The sequence below is a fragment of the Arthrobacter sp. 10L424 genome (assembly GCF_056395325.1).
This window is the reverse complement of sequence record NZ_JBFTJH010000011.1, coordinates 176,880-196,027: the sequence shown is the minus strand read 5'-3', so window position 1 is coordinate 196,027 and position 19,148 is coordinate 176,880. Positions and strand designations below refer to the sequence as shown.

Annotated in this window: 14 protein-coding genes and 1 rRNA gene; 8 read left to right on the top strand and 7 right to left on the bottom strand. The window is 69.0% G+C overall.

What is annotated here, in order from left to right:
• The 5 genes from rrf to AC1DC5_RS17265 form a co-directional block, all read left to right on the top strand.
• Window positions 1-80, top strand: a 5S ribosomal RNA gene (gene rrf, locus AC1DC5_RS17285); the annotation flags it as partial.
• A gap of 865 nt (window positions 81-945) precedes the next feature.
• Window positions 946-1,233 carry an HU family DNA-binding protein gene (locus tag AC1DC5_RS17280; protein WP_024367639.1) on the top strand — a complete coding sequence of 96 codons (288 nt, stop codon included), beginning with the start codon at window positions 946-948 and terminating at the stop codon, window positions 1,231-1,233.
• A 143-nt stretch (window positions 1,234-1,376) separates the two neighbouring features.
• Window positions 1,377-3,539 carry a bifunctional copper resistance protein CopD/cytochrome c oxidase assembly protein gene (locus AC1DC5_RS17275; RefSeq protein ID WP_476865964.1) on the top strand — a complete coding sequence of 721 codons (2,163 nt, stop codon included), beginning with the start codon at window positions 1,377-1,379 and terminating at the stop codon, window positions 3,537-3,539.
• Window positions 3,536-5,497, top strand: coding sequence for an NHL domain-containing thioredoxin family protein (locus AC1DC5_RS17270; RefSeq protein ID WP_476865963.1), 1,962 nt, complete (start codon window positions 3,536-3,538; stop codon window positions 5,495-5,497). The genes AC1DC5_RS17275 and AC1DC5_RS17270 overlap by 4 nt, the downstream gene beginning before the upstream one ends.
• 501 nt (window positions 5,498-5,998) lie before the next feature.
• Window positions 5,999-6,541, top strand: coding sequence for an endonuclease domain-containing protein (locus AC1DC5_RS17265; RefSeq protein WP_476865962.1), 543 nt, complete (start codon window positions 5,999-6,001; stop codon window positions 6,539-6,541).
• A gap of 45 nt (window positions 6,542-6,586) precedes the next feature.
• Here AC1DC5_RS17265 and AC1DC5_RS17260 read toward each other — a convergent pair whose 3' ends face one another.
• From AC1DC5_RS17260 to AC1DC5_RS17250, 3 genes are all read right to left on the bottom strand, one after another.
• On the bottom strand, window positions 6,587-7,579 hold the full coding sequence (locus tag AC1DC5_RS17260) for a hypothetical protein (protein WP_476865961.1): 993 nt from the start codon (window positions 7,577-7,579) through the stop codon (window positions 6,587-6,589).
• Between the two features lie 87 nt (window positions 7,580-7,666).
• Window positions 7,667-9,358: a helicase HerA-like domain-containing protein gene (locus tag AC1DC5_RS17255; RefSeq protein ID WP_441406258.1), complete on the bottom strand. Its 1,692-nt coding sequence runs from the start codon at window positions 9,356-9,358 to the stop codon at window positions 7,667-7,669.
• A gap of 64 nt (window positions 9,359-9,422) precedes the next feature.
• On the bottom strand, window positions 9,423-10,124 hold the full coding sequence (locus AC1DC5_RS17250) for a type 1 glutamine amidotransferase domain-containing protein (protein ID WP_476865960.1): 702 nt from the start codon (window positions 10,122-10,124) through the stop codon (window positions 9,423-9,425).
• A gap of 150 nt (window positions 10,125-10,274) precedes the next feature.
• Between AC1DC5_RS17250 and AC1DC5_RS17245 the strand changes: the two genes are divergently transcribed.
• The 3 genes from AC1DC5_RS17245 (at window position 10,275) to AC1DC5_RS17235 (ending at window position 15,147) form a co-directional block, all read left to right on the top strand.
• Entirely contained in the window at window positions 10,275-11,084 is an 810-nt protein-coding gene (locus AC1DC5_RS17245) for a glycoside hydrolase family 25 domain-containing protein (protein ID WP_476865959.1), read from the top strand.
• Window positions 11,085-11,218: 134 nt separating this feature from the next.
• A complete protein-coding gene (locus AC1DC5_RS17240; protein ID WP_476865958.1) occupies window positions 11,219-12,208 on the top strand; it encodes an LLM class flavin-dependent oxidoreductase in 990 nt (329 codons plus the stop codon).
• A gap of 311 nt (window positions 12,209-12,519) precedes the next feature.
• Window positions 12,520-15,147 carry a trehalase-like domain-containing protein gene (locus AC1DC5_RS17235; RefSeq protein ID WP_476865957.1) on the top strand — a complete coding sequence of 876 codons (2,628 nt, stop codon included), beginning with the start codon at window positions 12,520-12,522 and terminating at the stop codon, window positions 15,145-15,147.
• Window positions 15,148-15,178: 31 nt separating this feature from the next.
• On the opposite strand, the gene AC1DC5_RS17230 is transcribed toward AC1DC5_RS17235, so the two are convergent.
• From AC1DC5_RS17230 to panD, 4 genes are all read right to left on the bottom strand, one after another.
• The gene (locus AC1DC5_RS17230) at window positions 15,179-16,309 is read right to left on the bottom strand and encodes a GmrSD restriction endonuclease domain-containing protein (protein WP_476865956.1); all 1,131 of its coding nucleotides are present in this window, start codon (window positions 16,307-16,309) and stop codon (window positions 15,179-15,181) included.
• 160 nt (window positions 16,310-16,469) lie between these two features.
• Window positions 16,470-17,600 (bottom strand): FAD-dependent oxidoreductase, encoded by a 1,131-nt coding sequence (locus tag AC1DC5_RS17225; protein WP_476865955.1) that lies wholly within the window; start codon window positions 17,598-17,600, stop codon window positions 16,470-16,472.
• 64 nt (window positions 17,601-17,664) lie between these two features.
• Window positions 17,665-18,591, bottom strand: a complete 927-nt coding sequence (locus AC1DC5_RS17220) for an AEC family transporter (protein WP_476865954.1) — start codon at window positions 18,589-18,591, stop codon at window positions 17,665-17,667.
• Window positions 18,592-18,709: 118 nt separating this feature from the next.
• Window positions 18,710-19,138, bottom strand: a complete 429-nt coding sequence (panD, locus tag AC1DC5_RS17215) for an aspartate 1-decarboxylase (protein ID WP_224047853.1) — start codon at window positions 19,136-19,138, stop codon at window positions 18,710-18,712.
• Between the last annotated feature and the right edge of the window lie 10 nt (window positions 19,139-19,148).

Genomic DNA, 19,148 nt, shown 5'->3' with positions numbered 1-19,148 from the left:
TTCCGAACCCGGAAGCTAAGACCCACAGCGCCGATGGTACTGCACCCGGGAGGGTGTGGGAGAGTAGGTCACCGCCGGAACATCATTACACGGTCGAGAGCCCCAACCACAGGTTGGGGCTCTCCCGCATTTAACCCACAAACCACAACCAGAACCCTCCCGCATACGGTCCAACCCCTCCCGCATACCCGAGGGCACCGTCGAGGCAGCAGTTCACGCCAATGTCACGCACCAACACTGCCGCCAACTGCCCACTCACCGCAGATCATGCCGGCCACACCCCAACCCTCCCGCACACCCGGGGGCAAATAGCCGCACCCTCCCGCACGTCCGGTACGCGCCGCACAGACCCTCCCGCACATCCGGTACGCGCCGCACAGGACCTCCACCACCTCCTGCCGGAGCGTCCAAGGCCCCACACCATCGCCGGCGGCATAAAACCCGACCCTCCCGCAGCTCCGGGGCTTATAGCCGCACCCTCGCGCAGCTCCTGCCGGAGCGTCCAGGGCCCACACCATCGCCGGCAACCACAACTGCCCCACCCGCCCTCCGAACCGCAGACGACAGGCCGGCAGCCGGCCGGATGCCGCCGTCGTCGGCCACCGGGACAGGCGCGGCAGCGTCGCCCCGGACAGCGCCAGATCTGCGGGAGCGCCGGGGCAGGTGCCGCCGTCGTCAGCCACCGGGACAAGCGCGGCTGCGTCGCCCCGGACAACACCCAAACTGCGGCAGCGCCGGGGCAGATGCCGCCGGAGCTGCGGGAGCGTCCGCTGATGGCGAAATAATGCCTCGAAAGGCGCCGATTCGCGGGTTTTTCCTCGAAAAAGGCCGAAAACACGCGGAATTTGCCACCTCGGCGGCAGCAAGCTGGTAAGTTTTCGGACAGTGGCTTGTACGCATGCCGTGTGCAGGCTCCAGAAATCATGACCGTCCAGGAGGACATAAATGGCTAAGAACCGTAGTGAACTTGTTGCAGAGGTAGCAGGCAAGGCCGGCACCAGCCAGGCAGCCGTCAACTCCGTGCTGGATGCACTGTTCGAGGTCTTCGAGACCTCTGTCGCCGCGGGCGAAAAGATCACCATCCCGGGCTGGCTCGCAGTTGAGCGCACCGACCGTGCAGCTCGCACCGGCCGCAACCCGCAGACCGGCGAGACCATCCAGATCGCCGCGGGCCACAGCGTTAAGCTGACCGCCGGCTCCAAGCTGAAGGCTGCGGTCTCCAAGAAGAAGTAGTCTTCTTGAATGCTTGAAAGGAGCGGCGACCCCCTGGGTCGCCGCTCCTTTTTGGTTAAGGGCGGCGTCCGGCAACGTCGCCCCGGTGTTTTCGGGCTGCTGCCGATTCGGTGAGCAGGCGGGGCGTGGCGGACAATGGACTTGTGCCTTCCGCAGCAAATCCCCGTGCCACCGCAACCGCTCCCACCCCGACCGGGGGAGGGAGGGGCCCTGCTGCGGGTCCCGCCGGGATCTCCCGGCCCTGGCTGTTCGCGGGCCTGGCTGGCCTGTTCCTGGGACTTGTCGCCGCCTTGCTGTTCTCCGGCGCCGCAGCAGCCCGGGAGGTCTCCGACCCGGGTGCCTTGGTCCGCTGGGGTCTCCCGGTCAGCAAAGCCGTCCACAACGTCGCGCTTGCCACCGTGATCGGCGGGCTGATCTTCGCCGTCGGAATCCTGCCCCGCTCGCTGGCCCTCTCGCGGTCCAAGGCCACGGACGCCCCGGAGCACCCGGCATTTACCCGCGCCCTGGCAGTCGCCGCCGCGGCGGGCGCCGTCTGGACCCTGTCGGCGATTGCGGTCCTGGTGCTGAGCTACTCGGACATCGCCGGGCAGGGCATCTCCGGGGATCCGGAGTTCACCCGTTCCCTGGTCTACTTCATGACCGACATCGAGACCGGCCGCGCCTGGCTGGCCGTGGTCATCATCGCCGCAGTCGTCACCACGGCCCTCTTCGGCGTCCGCTCCCTAGGCGGCCTCGCCGCCACCCTGGTGCTCGCACTCATCGGGCTGGTCCCCTCAGCGCTGATCGGGCACTCCGCCAGCGCAGCCGACCACGAAGGCGCCATCAACTCCCTCGGCCTGCACCTGGTGGGCGTATCGGCCTGGGTCGGCGGCATCATCATGCTCGCGCTGCTCTCCGGTCTGCTGGGAGCCTCTGCGTCCGGCACGAAGACTGGCGGCCGCCCGGACATCACCGATCCGACGCTGCGCCGCTTCTCCGCCCTGGCCGGGTTCGCCTTCATCCTCGTCTTCGCCTCCGGCGTGATCAATTCAAGCATCCGCCTTACGTCCTGGAGCGACCTCTTCGGCTCGGCCTACGGGCAGCTGATCCTGGCGAAGACGGCGGCTACCCTCGTCCTTGGCGGCATCGGCCTGATGCACCGGCGCTGGGTCATCCCGCAGCTGGGCAGCAAAACCGGCGGGCTGTCCGCCCGCCGCGTGCTTTGGCAGCTCATCGCCGTCGAACTGCTCGTGATGGGCGCGACGTCGGGTATCGCCGTCGCGCTCGGCCGCTCTGCGCCGCCGCAGGGTGAGGCGCTTGCCCCCAACGCCACCCCGGCCTTCATCGTCTCCGGCTACGACCTGCCGCCCGAACTTACCCCCGAGCGCTGGCTGACCGAATGGCGGCCCGACTGGCTCTGGGTCGCCGTCGCCGTCTTTGGCCTGGTGGCCTACATCCTCGGCATGCGGAAGGTGCTCCGGCGCGGGGACTCCTGGTCCTGGTTCCGGGCCGTCAACTGGGTGATCGGGCTCGGCGTCCTCACGTACGTGACATCCGGTCCGCCGGCGGTCTACGGCCGGGTGCTGTTCTCGGCGCACATGGTGGACCACATGGCACTGACCATGGTGGCCCCCATCTTCCTCGTCCTCGGCGCCCCCGTGACCCTGGCCCTGCGCGCGCTCACGCCGCGGCGGGACAGTTCCCGCGGCCCACGCGAATGGCTGCTGATCTTCATCCACTCGAAGTTCTCCCAGCTCGTGACGCACCCGCTGTTCGCCGCCGCCAACTTCGCCGGCTCGATCGTGCTGTTCTACTACTCCGACGCGTTCGGATATGCCATGCGGGACCACGTGGGCCACGAGCTGATGAACCTGCACTTCGCCCTGACCGGCTACATCTTCGTGCTGACCATGATCGGCACCGACCCGCTGCCCCGGCGCGCGCCGTACCCCATGAGGCTGCTGCTCCTGCTGGCCACGATGGGCTTCCACGCCTTCTTCGGCGTCGCGATCATGGGCGGCACCGGGCTGCTGGCCGCGGACTACTTCGGCAACCTCGGCCGGACCTGGGGCGAATCGGCCCTGCTGGACCAGCAGCTGGGCGGCGCGGTGGCCTGGGGCATCGGCGAAGTGCCCACGCTGCTGGTGGCGATCGGCGTCGCCGTCCAGTGGTCCCGCTCCGATGCGCGCGAATCCAAACGCACCGACCGGGCGGCGGACAGGAATAACGACGCCGATCTCACCGCTTACAACGATATGTTTGCCAAGCTGGCCGAGCGCGATGCCCGGCTGGCCGAACGCAACTCCAAGCTGGAAGGACGCTCATGACCGAAACCGTACGCACCCACCTCCGGGTCCGGGCCTCCGAGCTGGTGGGCCGCAACTGGCTCAACACCGGCGGCAAGTCCCTGGACCTGGAATCCCTGCGCGGCAAGATCGTGCTGCTGGACTTCTGGACTTTCTGCTGCATCAACTGCCTGCACGTGCTGGACGAACTCCGCCCGCTCGAGCAGCAGTACTCCGACGTCCTTGTCACGGTCGGCGTGCACTCTCCCAAGTTCGAGCACGAGGCGGACCCGGTGGCGCTGGCCGCCGCCGTCGAGCGTTACGAGATCCGCCACCCGGTCCTGGACGATCCCGAGCTGGACACCTGGAAGGCCTACACCGCGCGCGCCTGGCCCACGCTGGTGGTCATCGACCCCGAGGGCTACATCGTGGCGCACCTCTCCGGCGAGGGCCACGCCGACGGCCTCGCCGTCCTCATCCCGGAACTGATCGCCGAACACGAGGCCAAAGGCACCCTGCACCGCGGCGACGGGCCGTATGTGGCGCCGGAGCCGACGTCGGGCACCCTGCGGTTCCCCGGCAAGGCACTGTTCCTCCCCGACGGCCGCGGCGTCGGAAGCGCCTCGGAAGCCGGTTCCTGGCTGGTCACCGACACCGGGCACCACCGCCTCGTGGAGCTCTCCACCGACTTCCAGACAGTGCTGGCCACCTACGGCTCCGGTGACAAGGGCCATGCCGACGGCAACGCGGCCACAGCCCGCTTCAACGAACCCCAGGGCCTGGTGCTGCTCCCGGACGACGTCGCCGCCGAGACCGGCTACGACGTCGTGATCGCCGACTCCGTGAACCACCGCCTGCGCGGGCTGTCCCTGGCTGACGGGACCGTCAGTACCCTGGCCGGCAACGGCGTGCAGCGGCTCCTCGAGACGGGACCGGCCCGGGTGGACGAGGAAGGCGCCGCGTATGGCGCCCGCCTGGAGGCGGACCCGCTGCGGGTTTCCCTCAGCTCGCCCTGGGACGTTGTCTGGTCCACCAAGCTGAACGCCGTCGTGGTGGCGATGGCCGGCGTGCACCAGATCTTCAGCTTCGACCCGCGCTCCGGCGCCGTGTCCATCATCGCCGGCAACGGCCTCGAAGGCCTGCTCGACGGCCCGGCCGAGGAAGCCTGGTTCGCCCAGTCCTCCGGCCTCGCCGAGGACGCCGACGGCAACATCTGGGTGGCGGACTCCGAGACCTCCGCCCTGCGCAAGCTCGTGATCGCCGACGGCGGTTCGGTCACCGTCGAATCGGCCGTCGGCAAGGGCCTGTTCGACTTCGGCTTCCGCGACGGGCCCGCCTCCGAGGCGCGGCTGCAGCACCCGCTCGGCGTCACTGTGCTGCCTGACGGTTCCGTGGCCATCGCGGACACGTACAACGGTGCCGTCCGCCGCTACGACCCGGCCACCGGCACGGTCTCCACGCTGGCGCGCGGCCTGTCCGAGCCCTCCGACGTGATCGTGGACCACACCCAGGTGGCCGGCGCGGAGCCGCTCCTGGTGGTGGTCGAGGCGAACAAGCACCAGCTGGTCTACGTGCCAATCCCCAAGGAAGCGCAGCAGGTGGACGAGGGCGCGGCCCAGACCCACCGGCCCAAGAGCCCCGTGGCCCCCGGGCTGCTGGAACTGGCCATCCGCTTCACCGCGCCGACCGGCCAGAAGCTGGACGACCGCTGGGGCGACCCGACCCAGCTGAAAATCTCCTCCACCCCGCCGGAACTGCTGGTGTCCGGCGGCGGGACCTCGGTGGGCCTGCTCCGCACCCTGGAGCTTTCCTCCGACGTTCCCGAAGGCGTCCTGCATATCACCGCCCGCGCGGCGGCCTGCGACGGCCCTGAGGACGCCGACGGCGAGATCCCGGACCACGCCGCCTGCCACCTGTACCAGCAGGACTGGGGCATCCCGGTGCTGCTGCAGGCCGACGGCGACACTGAGCTGGTGCTGGACCTGCGCGGAATGGACTGACCTCCGACCGGGGCGGCCCGGTTCTGGCTGCTGTTCCGTGGCGCCCCGGTATCGGCTCAGGCCGAGGACTGCCATTGATGGGCCAGCCCGGCAGGGGATGATTGTCCACATACTGCTCGATCCATCTTTTGAGCCTGCCCGGGTTCCAGCACATTTGGGGACATGGATCCCGTGCAGATACTTAGTTCCGTGGGCGGAGTGGCGCTAACCCGGGTTGTCTTGGAAAAAGGGGCCGGTGAATCGGCTATCAGGAGCGCTGTCCGAAGCGGTGCCGTTGTTCGGCTGGAGCGCGGGCTGCTGGCTCTTCCTGGTGCGGACCCCGAGTTGGTGGCCGCCAAGAAGTCCCGGGCGCTGCTCACATGTGCGTCGGCGGCGCCACGCTTCCAGCTGTGGATATTGCGCCTGGCAACTCAGCCGCACTATTGGCACAGCAACGGCAGACGGACCCATTCCTGCGTCAGCCACCGCACGCCCCTGACCCAGCCACAAGGCCACGGAGCTGTGGCGGCCCTGCCGGATGTCCTCCTGCACGCCCTGCTCTGCCTACCGCCTCTGGAGTCCCTGGTGATGGTCGAGAGCGCCTACAACCAGGGAGACATCGATCTGACGTTCCTGCTCCGGCACCTCGTGGGCAACCGCTGCGGAAAGGCCCGGGACGTGGTTGCAAAGGTTGAGCGTGGTGCGGATTCCCTTCTGGAGACGCTGGCCCGGGTCCTTTTCAGGGAGGCTGGCATCTCCACCGAAACCCAAGTGTGGATCGACGGTATCGGGAGAGTGGACTTCCTGCTTGAAGGCTTCCTGATCGTGGAAATCGACGGCTTGGCCTTCCATCTGGAACCACGGCAGTTCAAGAAGGACCGCCGACGGGACAATTCGGCCGTGGTCCAGGGCCTTCCCGTGCTGCGCTTCTTCTACGATGACGTCGTATCTGCGCCGGAGACTGTCCTGGCGCAGGTGCGGGAGGTCTTGGCGCGGGGCTCCTTGCGGTGGCCGCAGCCGAACCGGCCCGGAATTGAGGCGTTTGAGACCGGGACGTGGCGATAAAATGCCGGCGGCGCACCCAAAACCGGGCCAGTGCCGCAGCCAGGTCTAGTAGCTCAGGAGCGGGGTCACCTTGACAGTGTCGGCGTCGATGTCCAGACGGGCGGTAAAGCTGAAATCGTGGACTGCGTTGAGTTGCGTCACGGCGCCGGTGAACAGATCCTCCTGCTTGGCCTTGATCTGCGCTTTGCCGTTCAGCGGCGCCATCACCCAGCGTCCGCCGAAGGGCTCGATGCTGACCGTGGGATACTCCGTGATGCTCCAGTCAATGGTGCCATCCATGACCCGGTTGTTGGTGGTGTGGTAGAACGGGCAGTCCGGCTGGAGCCTTTGCTCCTTGTCGGCGGCGTCGGCGCAGGTGTCCAGGAACTCCTTCACCTTGCTGCCCACGGCGTCCTTTAGCCCGTCGGTGGCCTCGGTCATCAGGTTCAGCGGGGCCGCGGGGACCTCCCGGCCGGACAGCGTGGCCTTGGTGGACGGGGCGGAGAAGTACTCACCGGCCAGTGACGCCTCATACTCGCCCGGGTAGAAGACGGCGAAGGAGTTGCGGCCGTTGGGCATGTTCACCGGGACCCCGTTGAGTGTGGCCTCATTTTCGTTGACCACAGTGACGTCCAGGACCGGAAGGGCGGCGGGGACAATGGCCCACCGGTGGAAGAACAGCCATTCCGTGCCGGACTTTTCCAGCAGGAACTCCGTCCGCAGTACGCTGCCGTCAATCGTGTATTCAACCGGGACCATGACCCGGTTGCCACCGCGGTCCTCCGCGTCGCCGTACTTCACACCGCTGATCCGCGCGGCGGCGGTCTGCAGTGCCGTCCCGTCCAGCATGGCCGCGCTGCTTTGGGGCACGGTGGCGTGCAACAAGCCGAGGGCTTTCTCGCCCTCGCCCTTCTGCAAGGCGTCGAAATATTCGCGGACAGGCTGCTGCGGGCTCGCAATGGAGTTGTTCACGACATTGATCGCGACGACGCCCGCGGCCACGGCAAGCATCAGGCCCAGCAGCCACCCGGCTGCGGTCCTGACCAACGCCTGACTCATTTGCACTTACCTTACGTTACCTGCACCCCACAGGAATCCCCTTGTCACAAGGGCACCATGTGACAAGGTCCGCTCAGCGGCCGCGCTTCAGCGGCGGCGCTTGGGGGCCGTGCCGAAGACTCCGCGGAGCAGTTCCCGGCCGAGCTGGGTCCCCAGCGAGCGGGCCATGCTCTTGAGCCCGCCGCCCAGAGCACCGGCCAGGTCCCCAGCCGTGCCGCCGTCGTCCGCGGGCTGCCGCTGCGGCTGGCGGGGTGCCTGGCGCTGAGGTTCCTGGCGGGTTTCTTGAGGAGCGGGAGCGGGCCGGCTGCTGGGACGGCCCAGTATGTCCTCCTCGATCCGCCGCGCCTCGGCGTCGACACCGGACGTACGGACGCCGGACGGGCCGGCGCCGGGAGCCGGAGACTCCACCGCGCCGCTGTCCGCCGCTGCCTTCCCGGAGATCTTCTCGTACGCGGAGACGTTATCGACGGCGGTGCCGTACTTGGGCAGCAGCGCCGAGCCGGCCACGGTGCTCGAGATCAGGGCGTCGGCGCTGGGCCCCATGACGGATTCTGGCGCGCGCAGGCGGGTGAGCGCCACCGGCGTCGGGGCGCCCTTTTCGTTCATGACGGTGATCACCGCCTCGCCGATACCGGCCGAGGTGAGCGTTTCCTCCAGGTCGTAGTCGCTCATCGGGAACGTGGAGACGGTGGCTTTGAGCGCCTTGGCGTCCTCCGGCGTGTAGGCCCGGAGGGCGTGCTGCACCCGGTTGGCGAGCTGCCCCAAAACCTCCGCGGGGACATCCTTGGGGGTCTGGGTGACGAAGAAGATGCCGACGCCCTTGGACCGGATCAGGCGAACGGTGGTGGTGATGGCGTCCAGGAACGCCTTAGAGGCGCCGTTGAACAGCAGGTGGGCCTCGTCCAGGAAGAACACCAGCTTCGGCTTGTCCAGGTCGCCGGCCTCGGGCAGGTCCTCGAACAGGTCGGCCAGCAGCCACATCAGGAAGGTGGAGAACAGCATCGGCTTGGTCTGCAGGGTGGGCAGTTCCAGGCAGGTGATGACGCCGCGTCCGTCGGGGGCCGTGCGCATCAGTTCGGCGGTGTCGAACTCGGGTTCGCCGAAGAACTTCTCCATGCCCTGCGCCTCGAGCGTGATGAGTTCACGGAGGATCACGCCGGCCGTCGCCTTCGACAGCCCGCCGAGTTCCTCGAGCTCGTCCTTGCCTTCGGCGGAGGTGAGGAACTGGATGACGGCGCGCAGGTCTTTCAGGTCGATCAGTTCGAGGTTGTTCTTGTCCGCGAAGTGAAAGACCAGCTGCAGGCTCGATTCCTGCGTGTCGTTGAGCTCCATGATGCGGGAGAGCAGGATGGGCCCGAAGGACGTGATGGTGGCGCGCACCGGGATCCCGTTGCCGTCACCGCCCAGGGCCAGGAATTCCACCGGGAACGTCTTGCCGGACCAGGGCTGGCCGATCCCTGCCGTGCGGGCCAGCAGTTTTTCGCTGCCCGCGGCGGCCGTGGCCAGCCCGGACAGATCGCCCTTGATATCCGCCAGGAACACCGGGACCCCGGCGGTGGAGAGCTGTTCGGCCATCATGTGCAGCGTGACGGTCTTGCCCGTGCCGGTTGCCCCGGCCACCAGCCCGTGGCGGTTCATCATGGACAGCGGCAGCCGGACGGGGGCGTCCTTGTGGACTTCGCCGTCGATGATCGCGGCGCCGAGCTCAATTGTGGGGCCCTCGAGGGTGTACCCCTTCTGGATGGTGGCGACTTTATCTGCAGTGGATTTGATGGCCATGCGGACAGCTTAGCCGGGTCCGGCAGCCCGGACCCGGCTTCGGCCGGAGTTGTTTCCGGGGGCGCTACCCGGCCAGGGCCTTGAGGACTGCCTGCGCCACGTCCTCGCTGGACTGCGGGTTCTGGCCGCTGATCAGATTGCCGTCGCGCACCACATGGGAGCTCCAGGCGGCGGCGGTCTCGACGACGGCGCCTTTGTCCCGCAGCACGTCCTCCACGAACCACGGCGTGCTGGGCCCGGTGCCGCCGCCCAGTTCCTCCTCGTTCGTGAATACTGTGAGGCGGCGTCCCGCGAAGGCGAACGTACCCGCGTCGTCGGTGGCGCTCAGCAGGCCGGCCGGGCCGTGGCAGAACGGCGCGATGATGGTGCCCGCCGTGTTGGCCGCCACCACTATCTTGCCGAGGTCCGCGTCCTGGTAGAGATCGGCCATGGGGCCGTGGCCGCCGGGCAGGACGATCGCGTCGTAGCCGGAGGGGTCGACGTCGGCCAGCGCCAGCGGCGCGGACAGCTCGGCGTCGATCCCGGCGAGGTACTTGCGGAAACTTTCGGCGCGGTCCTGGCCGCCGGCGGACCCGGCGGCAAGGCTCACCTCGTCCACTGTGGGCTTGGCACCGCCGGGCGTGGCGATGTGGACGGTGTGCCCGGCGTTGCGGAGGGTCTGGTGTGAAACCACCAGTTCCTCGGCCCAGTAGCCGGTGGGGTGTTTGCTGCCGTCCCGCATGGTGAGGGAATCGGCGGCAGATACGACCATCAGAATGCTTGCCATGTCAGGCTCCTGTTCTGCCGGCCAGCAGGCCGGCGTTGGAAAGTGAGGGGACTTAGGGGCGGCAACTCCCTCAGCCTGCCGGGTATTCCAACGGCCGACGCGCACGGCGGGTTTCCCGGCCCGGGGCAGGGGCCGGTCGTAAGCTGGGGCATGGCTACCCGGGTATTGACGAAGCTGGTTTCCGCCGCCATCACGCTTGGCCTTGTCCTGCTGGGCGGGGGAACGGCCAGTGCGGCCCCGCCCCGAAATGCCGATCCGGTCGGCATCGACGTTTCCTGGCCCCAATGCGGCAAGACCCTCCCCAAGAAGCCGGCTTTCGCGATCGTCGGCGTAAACAACGGCCTCGCCAACACCACCAACCCGTGCCTGCCGGCCCAGCTCTCCTGGGCGAACACCGCCCCGTCCCCGGCCCTCACCGCCCAACCTCGGGTGGCGCTCTACGTCAATACGGCCAACCCTGGCCTCCAGGGCTCATGGTGGCCGGGTTCCAATCACTATGGCGGTGCCGACGTCGCCAACCCCTATGGTGCCTGCGGCAGCGGCCAGGGCGACTTCGGGGCCTGCTCCTACATGTACGGCTATGCCAAGGCCTACGACGACGCCACCATCCGCGGCGTCGACAATCCGGAAAAGTACCTGTGGTGGCTGGACGTGGAGACCCAAAACAGCTGGCAGCCGGACAAGACCTCCAACGTCGCCGACCTCGAAGGCATGGCCGCCTACTTCAAGAGCATCAACGCGAAAGTCGGGCTGTATTCCACGGGGTACCAGTGGAACCAGATTGCCGGCACGGTTCCGGCAAGCAGCCCGCTCGCCGGCCTGCCGAGCTGGCTTGCCGGTGCGCGGTCCCTGGCAGGGGCCAAAGCCAACTGCTCACTGCCGGCGCTCACCCCCGGCAGCCGCGTGGCCCTGACCCAGTACATTTCCGGCGGGCTGGACTACAACTATTCGTGTCCCTGAGCCGCCGGCTACATGGGGAGCGCCACAGCCGGGGCAGAAATAACCCGGGACCCGGCGTCGTTGTCGCCAGTGTGAGCGTGCCGTGATCCGGCGCGGCACCTGAGACTTCCCCGCTACGAAAGGCCGGCTTTTCCGTGACTGTTCCGCTTTCCATCCTTGACCTGGCAACCATCGGCAAGGGCCAGACGGCGGCAGAGAGCCTCGCGGGAAGCGTCGCGATGGCGCAGCTTGCCGAGAAGCTGGGGTACCGGAGGGTCTGGTACGCCGAGCACCACAACATGTCCGCGATCGCCTCCTCGGCCACCAGCGTGCTGATCGCCCACGTCGCCGCACAGACGGAGAGTATCCGCCTTGGTGCCGGCGGCGTGATGCTGCCCAACCATTCCCCGCTGACCATCGCTGAGCAGTTCGGTACGCTCGAAACCCTGCACCCGGGACGCATCGACCTGGGCCTGGGCCGCGCGCCCGGCAGCGACCAGAACACGCTGCGGGCCCTGCGCCGCGACCCGATGTCCTCAGACAGCTTCCCGCAGGACGTGCTGGAACTCCTGGGCTACCTGACCGGCCCCACCCGGATCCAGGGCGTGGAGGCCACCCCGGGCAAGGGCACCAATGTGCCGCTGTACATCCTGGGATCCTCGCTGTTCGGCGCCAGGCTTGCCGCGCAGCTGGGCCTGCCCTACGCCTTCGCCTCGCACTTCGCGCCCAACGCGCTGCAGGACGCCGTCGCCATCTACCGCCGCGACTTCCAGCCCTCCGCGCAGCTGGACGCGCCGCACGTGATCGCCGGCGTCAACGTAATCGCCGCGGACTCCGCGGCCGAGGCGCAGGAGATGTTCCGGGCCACCAAACGCGCCCGCGTTTCCCTGTTCTTCGGCAACGGCCGCGAGTTCAGCGACGACGAGGCGGACATGATCCTGGACTCGCCGCAGGGCCAGCACGTGGCCCAGATGATGAAGTATTCCGCCGTCGGCACCCCGGACGCCGTGCTGGCATACCTGGACGAATTCACCGCCCACGCCGACGCCGACGAGCTGATCGTCGCGCACCAGAGCACCGGCACCGAGGCCCGGCTGCGCTCGGTGCAGCTCCTCGCCGACGTCGCCGGACTGGTCCGGGTCTAGCCTTAGGGGCCGGCGCCCGCGCCGCAAACGGGTGCCGCAATCGGGTTCTGCCGTCCGGTTGTGCCGTCCGGCCCCGTCACGCACGGCAGGCTATTGCGGGGTTCGACGCCGTCCTGCCGCTGATTGGCGCGGCGGGAGGGCTTCTTGGCCGCCGAAAACCTGCCCTGCGTGACGAGGGCCGGCGGGAGCGGATGTTACACACCCGCAACCGCCGGGACACCCAGGGGAAATCGAGCCCGGAGGATACTGGAAGTACGTCCCGCGGGGACGGTCTCATGCAGGCATTGGGGGCGACTCGAAGGACTCCGCGCATGCCCACTCCGCTCAACCAGTCCCTGGCCGACTCTGCCCTCCTGACGAAATCCCTGCCGCTGGGCCTGCTCCGCGCCTTTGTGCAGACCAACGCCGCCGACGACGGGCTGACGCCGCAGCTGCTGGCCGAACTCAAGATCCTGGCCCGCACCCCGGGGCTGCTCGTGGCCTGCAACTACGGCGGGACCCTGTGCGAAGCAGAAGGAATCTCCACCGAGACCCTGCCGCTGGGCGGTGCGGCGATTGCACTCCGCGCGCTGGCCGCCCTCCCGAACACCCACGCAGCCGTCATCTCCGGGCGTTCCCTGCGTGACCTGGCCGCCGTCTCACGGCTCCCCGCCGAGGTGCACCTCGTCGGTTCGCACGGCGCCGAGTTCGACATGGGCTTCGCCCACGGGCTGTCCCTGGCCACCGAATCCGTGCTGCAGCAGGCCAGCCAGGCCCTCGCTGAAACCGTGGGCGCCTACCGCGGCATCACCATCGAGCGCAAGCCCGTCGCCGTGTCCGTGCACACCCGCCCGGCCGCCCCCGACGTCGTCGCGCTGGCCACCCGGCAGGCGGAGGAAATCGCCCGGGCGCACGGGCTGAACTTCATTGTCGACGGCTCCGTCCTGGACCTGTCCGTAGTGGAACCGTCCAAGGCCGCCGCCATGGAGCACCTGCGGTCCATGCTCGGGGTCAGCGCCGCCCTCTACGCCGGGGATGCCGCCAGCGACGAGGCCGCCATGGCCACGCTGCGCGGCCCGGACCTGGGCCTGCGCGTCGGCGCGGGGCAGACGGTCGCGGCGCACCGGCTGCGGGATCCGGAGTCCTTCGCCCGGGTCTTGGGCATCCTCTTTGAACTCCGGCGGGCCTGGCTCTTCGGGGAGGACGCCGTCGGCCTGGAGCGGCACTCGATGATCGGCAACGGCTCCTCCACCGCCCTCATCACCCCGGACGCCAGGATCTGCTGGATGAGCCACCCCCTGCCGGACTCGGGATCCCTTTTTGCCCACCTCCTCGGCGGCGACGCGGCGGGCCATTTCTCGGTGGAACCGGTAAAGGCCTCGCAGGTCCTGGGTCAGCGCTACGTGGACAGCACCATGATCGTGGAAACCCGCTGGGCCGACGTCACCGTCACGGACTACCTGGAACCGGCGCCGGACGGAATCACCAGCCTGGTCCGGGTCCTCTCCGGCACCGGTACGGCGCGGATTGTCTTTGCGCCGCGCCCTGACTACGCCAACGCCCCGTTCAGCATGGAAGCCCGCGGCCCGGAGCTGCATGTTGTCGGGACCGCGGACCCGATCATCCTGCTGGCACCCGGCGTCGGCTTCACCATCACCTCGGACGGCCGCCATGCCACCGCCACGGCCGACGTCGAGCTGCGGCACGGCCCGGTGGTGCTGAACCTGCGCTGCGGCGACACGGAACCCCAGCGGCCGGAACCGCCGGAGGAGAACTCGCGCCGCGCCGCCGTCGCACATCATTCCCGGCGCTGGGTGCAGGCACTGCAGCTGCCCGCCGTGAAACCCTCCCTGGTCCGCCGGTCGGCCCTGGTGCTCCGCGCCCTGGTCCATGAGCCCACCGGCGCCGTGCTGGCCGCGCCCACCACCTCGTTGCCGGAGGGGATCGGAGGCACCCGGAACTGGGACTACCGGTACTGCTGGCTGCGCGACGGCTCCATGACAGTCAACGCGCTGGTGGACCTGGGCTCCACCGCGGAGGCGGAAGGATTCCTGGCCTGGCTGGGCCGGATCCTGGCCCACGCCCCCGGCCCGGAGTGGCTGCATCCGCTGTATTCGGTCACCGGGGCGCCGCTGTCCACCGAAGCCATCATCGAAAGCCTGCCCGGCTACGCGGGCTCCCGGCCGGTGCGGATCGGCAACGCCGCGGACCACCAGGTGCAGCTGGACGTCTTCGGTCCGATCGCCGAACTGATCGATGCCCTGAGCGCCCGGCAGGGCACACTGGCCGACGCCCACTGGGAGCTGATGGTCCAGATGGCCTCCGCCGTGCTGGCCCGCTGGCACGAGGCCGACCACGGGATCTGGGAGGCCCGGCGGGCGCCGCGGCACCACATTTACACGAAAGTGATGTGCTGGGTGGCGCTGGACCGGGCCCTGCGCACCGCCGCCCGGCACGGCCGGGAGCCGCTCCCCGAGTGGGAACCGACGGCCGCGACCATCCGGGAGGAAGTCCTGCGCGAGGGCTGGGACGAGAGTTCAGAGTCCTACACCGTGGCCTACGACAGCCCGGACCTGGACGCCGCGGTGCTGCACATCGGGCTCTCCGGGCTGCTGGACGTTGCGGACCAGCGCTTCCTGGACACCGTTACGGCGGTGGAGCGGGAACTGCGCGTGGGGCCAACCGTGTTCCGCTACCGGTACGACGACGGACTGCCGGGCCTGGAGGGCGGCTTCCACATCTGCACGACGTGGCTGATCGAGGCTTATATCGCGGTGGGCCGGATCGAGGAGGCCTGGGACCTGTTCGACCAGCTGGTCAACCTGTTCGGCCCCACCGGGCTGCTGCCGGAGGAGTACGACCCGGGCACGGAAACGCACCTGGGGAACCACCCGCAGGCGTACTCGCACCTGGGTTTCATCCGGTGCGCCCGGCTGCTCGACGCGCTGCCGAAGGACTAGGGGCGCCGCATACCCTGGTTCTGATGGCCCGCTATTCGCAGGCGACGCCGTCGCGGTCGCCGTCCATCTTCTCGCGGTAGCCCGGCTGGCCGGCCCGCAGCGGCGCGGCGCCGGCAGCCCGGGCGGCGGCGCAGTTCGCGTAGTACACCTCCGCGGGAGCCGGGGCTGCGGGGACCGGGGCGGCCGGCGCGGGCGCGGCGTTGGCCGGAGCGGGTGCCGGCTGTGGTTGCGCCGGGGGAGCGGGCGCAACCTGGCTGGTGGGGGCGGCCGTGTCCGGGCAGTCCCCGAGCACGCGCGCCATTGCATCGTGTTCGGCCCGGGTGACCCACAACCCGTAGCTGGACTTGACCGAGATCTGGCGGGCCACGTAGTCGCAGCGGAAGGACTTGTTCGGCGGCAGCCAGGTGGCGGCGTCGCCGTCGCTCTTTTGCTGGTTGGCGGGCCCGTCCACCGCGAGCAGGTTCAGCGGATCGTTGGCGAAGGAGAGCCGCTGGGCCGCGGTGAGCTGCTGGGCGCCCTTCTGCCAGGCGTCGCTGAGGGCTACGACATGGTCGATCTGCACGGCAGCGCTTGTGCTGCCGCCGCGGAGGAAGTTGATCAGGGTAGCCGTGTAGGGGTCGGCCAGGACGCCGGAGAGGACAACGCAGTCCCGGGTGCCGGGCTTGAGGGCGAGGTTGCTCAGGTCCCGGCGGAGCATGTCGTTGCGGGTGTCGCAGCCGTTGCGGTCCACGTCGGCCCAGGCCTGGCCGAACTGGTCGCGCGAGTAGCCCGTCTTGGGTGCGCGGCCCTTGACCGGGATCGTGGCCAGCACCTCCAGGGCCTTGCTGGCGAACGCCGGCTGCTGGTGGGGCGCGCTGGAGCCCTCGGCTGCGGCGGGAGTCTCGGGGTCCAGCGGGGCGCCCTCCACGGCCGGGGCGGAGGTCTCGACGGCGGCCACGGAGCTTTCGACGGCGGTCGGGGCGGCGGCCGGTGCCGTCCCTGGGCTGGCGCAGGCCGTGGCGGAAACCAGCAGCAGCCCGGCCAGCCCGGCCGCGATCCAGTCGACGGCGCCGGATCTGGCCGTCAGAGACCTGGTCGACAGGGATCCAGCGGTCAGGGGTCCAGCCGTGCCGCGTGTTTTGTCCCGGCGCTGGTTGTCTCCGCGCTTAATATCGCTGTGCAATTCTTCCCCAATTCGTGCTGTTGCCCCGGTTATCTGCGGGGCGGTTAAGGCCGGACTCAGCCTACCGGCGAGGGGCGACAACGCGGGGTCAGACCGCGTCCATGCCGCGGGGCGGGATGGACGCGGTCTGACCCCGCGTTGCTTCGGTACAGGCCGGGGATCAGCGGACGCCCAGGCGGGACGCCGAGAAGATTGCCGGCGCCGTGCCTTCGCCGGTCGCGAGGTCGGCGAGGATCCGCCCGACGACGGGAGTGAATTTGAACCCGTGGCCGGAGAAGCCCGCGCCGATCACGAGCGGCCCGATGCGGTCGAGGATGAAGTTCTCGTCCACGGTGGTGGTGTACGTGCAGCTGACATCCGTCAGGGAGTCGGCGTCCACTCCGGGGAGCCATGTCCGGGCGTAGCGTTGCAGCGCCGCCATTTGGGTCGGCTCCGGCGTGAACGACCTCCGGTCCGGGTCCACGACCGGTCCCACGCCGTGCCAGCCTGCCTTGATTCCCTCGCCGGGCGTCTGCATCCCGTAGACCGGCGAGTACCAGTCCGCGAACTCCGCGCCGTGGCCAGGGGCATGGTTGAACCCGGGCCAGACCGCGCCCTCGTCGGTGACGGCGAAGTGTGCCGGCTGTTCCTGCGTCACGGTGAGCCGGGGAAGGGACGCCAGCCCGCCGAGCAGCTTCGAGGTCCAGGCGCCGGCGGTGACGACGGCCTGCCGGGCGGCCAGCACCTCGGTCCGGCCATCGGCGTCGACCGTCAGCCGGACGCCGTCGTCCTCCACAGCGAGCTCCAGCACCTTGACCTGGTGCCGGACGTCGGCCCCGCGGCCCGCGGCGAGGCGCTGCAGCACCGGCAGGGCAGCGTCGGGATTCAGCTGCCCGCCGTCGGGCATGTACAGCGCCTCCTGGTCGAACCGGATGCCGCGCCAGCGTTCGGCCGCTTCCGCGGCGCCCAGGAACTCGGCCCGCAGGCCGGCGGCGTGGAGGGCGTCCCGCACGTCGCCCAGCCGTGGATCGGTCCCGTGGTTCACGACGCCGGTGCGCGCCAGCAGGCGCTCGCCGCCGTCGGCCTCGAGTTCGTCCCACAACCGGACCGCTTCGGCCAGCATCGCGACGTAGTCCGGATCGGCGTAGCCGGGATTGAGGTTCCGCGTGGCGCCGTGCGAGGCGCCGTTGCGGTGCCCCGGGGAGAACTGCTCCAGCAGGGTCACGTCCCGGCCGCGGCTGGCCAGGGCCCAGGCAGCTGCCGAGCCCATGGCGCCGCCCCCGATTACGACGGTGTCCAGGTGGGTGGTCAATGGGTCCTCCGGATGGTGTTGGTGCGGGAAGGCGGGCGGGCAGGGCAGGCAGGCAGGGCAGGCGTCAGGTGAGGAGCAGGGCCACAACGATCATGGCAGGCACGGCCACCACCGTCGTGATCAGCACGGTGTCCTTGGCCACGGCCAGGCCGGTCCGGTAGCGGGTTGCGATGACAAAAACGTTCTGCGCGGTGGGGAGGGCGGAGGTGACCACGACGGCGAAAAGTGCCTGGTCCTCCAGATGCAGGGCGAAACGCGCGAAGAGGTAGGCCAGAAGCGGGTGGACCACGAGCTTGAAGCCGCAGGCCAGGAGGGTGTCGATCCGGCGGCCGGCCGAGGCAGGCAGCGGGCGGGAGCCGTTGAGGCTCATGCCGAAGGCCAGCAGCATGGCAGGGATGGCGGCCCCGCCGATAAGGTGGATCGGCTCCATCACCAGCGGTGGCACCTGCCACCCGGTTGCGGCCACCACCAGGCCCAGCCCGGTGCCCACGATCACGGGATTCCGCAGGATCATCAGCAGGAAGCTCAGCGGGGTGGTCCGGTGGGTGCTCGTGGTGGCGTCCAAGGCCATCAGGAACAGGGGAGTGAAAAACGCAAGCTGGAAGATCAGCAGCGGCGCCACGTAGCTGGCGTCGCCCAGGACGTAGACCGCGATGGGGATGCCGAGGTTGGCGGAGTTGGCCAGTGAAGCGCTCATGGACGACATCAGGGATTCCGCCAGGGAGCGTTTGAGCAGGAAGCGGACGATGATGAAGAAGAGCCCCGCCGTCGCGAAGGCGCCGACCGCCGCCACGAGGAGCGGGGCGGCGAAGATGTTGTGGACGTTGGCCTTGCTGAGGGTGTCGAACAGCAGGGCCGGACTGGCGACGAAGAACGTCAGCGCGCTGAGTACGGAGCGGGCGTTCTCGCCCAGGATCCCGCGCCGGCCGACGAACATGCCCACCAGGATGATGCACCAGACCACGAAGAATCCGGCGAGGACGCCTAGCACGTGGCGGTCCGCGGCGTGCTGGGCGGGGAAAGGGTGGCGGTCACCCTTCCAGAGTAATCAGCTTTATTAGTACCGGGCGCCTGTTACGGTGCAAGCCGCCGGGCAGCGTTCGGGGCCGTCAGTTCAGCGTGGCGTTGTTCAGCGCAAACGGCGGGCGCATGATCCCGGGCGTATGGCCCTCCGCGGGGTCGTTGCCGATCTGGACAATCTTGTTGTCCTTGTCCACATGGACCACCTTGGGGCTGTAGGCCTTGGCCTCATCCGTGGTCATCTGGGCATAGGTGATCAGGATGATGATGTCGTTCTCGTGCATGAGGTGCGCAGCGGCACCGTTGATCCCGATCACCCCTGAACCGCGCTCGCCGGCGATGGTGTACGTCTCCAGGCGGGCCCCGTTGGTGACGTCGACAATGGACACCAGCTCGCCGGGGAGGATGTCGGCCGCTTCCAGCAGATCCAGGTCCACGGTGACCGAGCCGACATAGTGGAGGTCCGCGTGCGTGACCGTGGCGCGGTGGATCTTGGACTTGAATATTGTGCGATTCATAACGGGACCA

Bases quoted from the DNA above. Each gene is read 5' to 3' on its own strand.
- AC1DC5_RS17280 (WP_024367639.1), top strand. From the start codon at position 946: ATGGCTAAGAACCGTAGTGAACTTGTTGCAGAGGTAGCAGGCAAGGCC.
- AC1DC5_RS17270 (WP_476865963.1), top strand. From the start codon at position 3,536: ATGACCGAAACCGTACGCACCCACCTCCGGGTCCGGGCCTCCGAGCTG.
- AC1DC5_RS17260 (WP_476865961.1), bottom strand. From the start codon at position 7,579: ATGAGTCAGGCGTTGGTCAGGACCGCAGCCGGGTGGCTGCTGGGCCTG.
- AC1DC5_RS17255 (WP_441406258.1), bottom strand. From the start codon at position 9,358: ATGGCCATCAAATCCACTGCAGATAAAGTCGCCACCATCCAGAAGGGG.
- AC1DC5_RS17250 (WP_476865960.1), bottom strand. From the start codon at position 10,124: ATGGCAAGCATTCTGATGGTCGTATCTGCCGCCGATTCCCTCACCATG.
- AC1DC5_RS17245 (WP_476865959.1), top strand. From the start codon at position 10,275: ATGGCTACCCGGGTATTGACGAAGCTGGTTTCCGCCGCCATCACGCTT.
- AC1DC5_RS17235 (WP_476865957.1), top strand. From the start codon at position 12,520: ATGCCCACTCCGCTCAACCAGTCCCTGGCCGACTCTGCCCTCCTGACG.
- panD (WP_224047853.1), bottom strand. From the start codon at position 19,138: ATGAATCGCACAATATTCAAGTCCAAGATCCACCGCGCCACGGTCACG.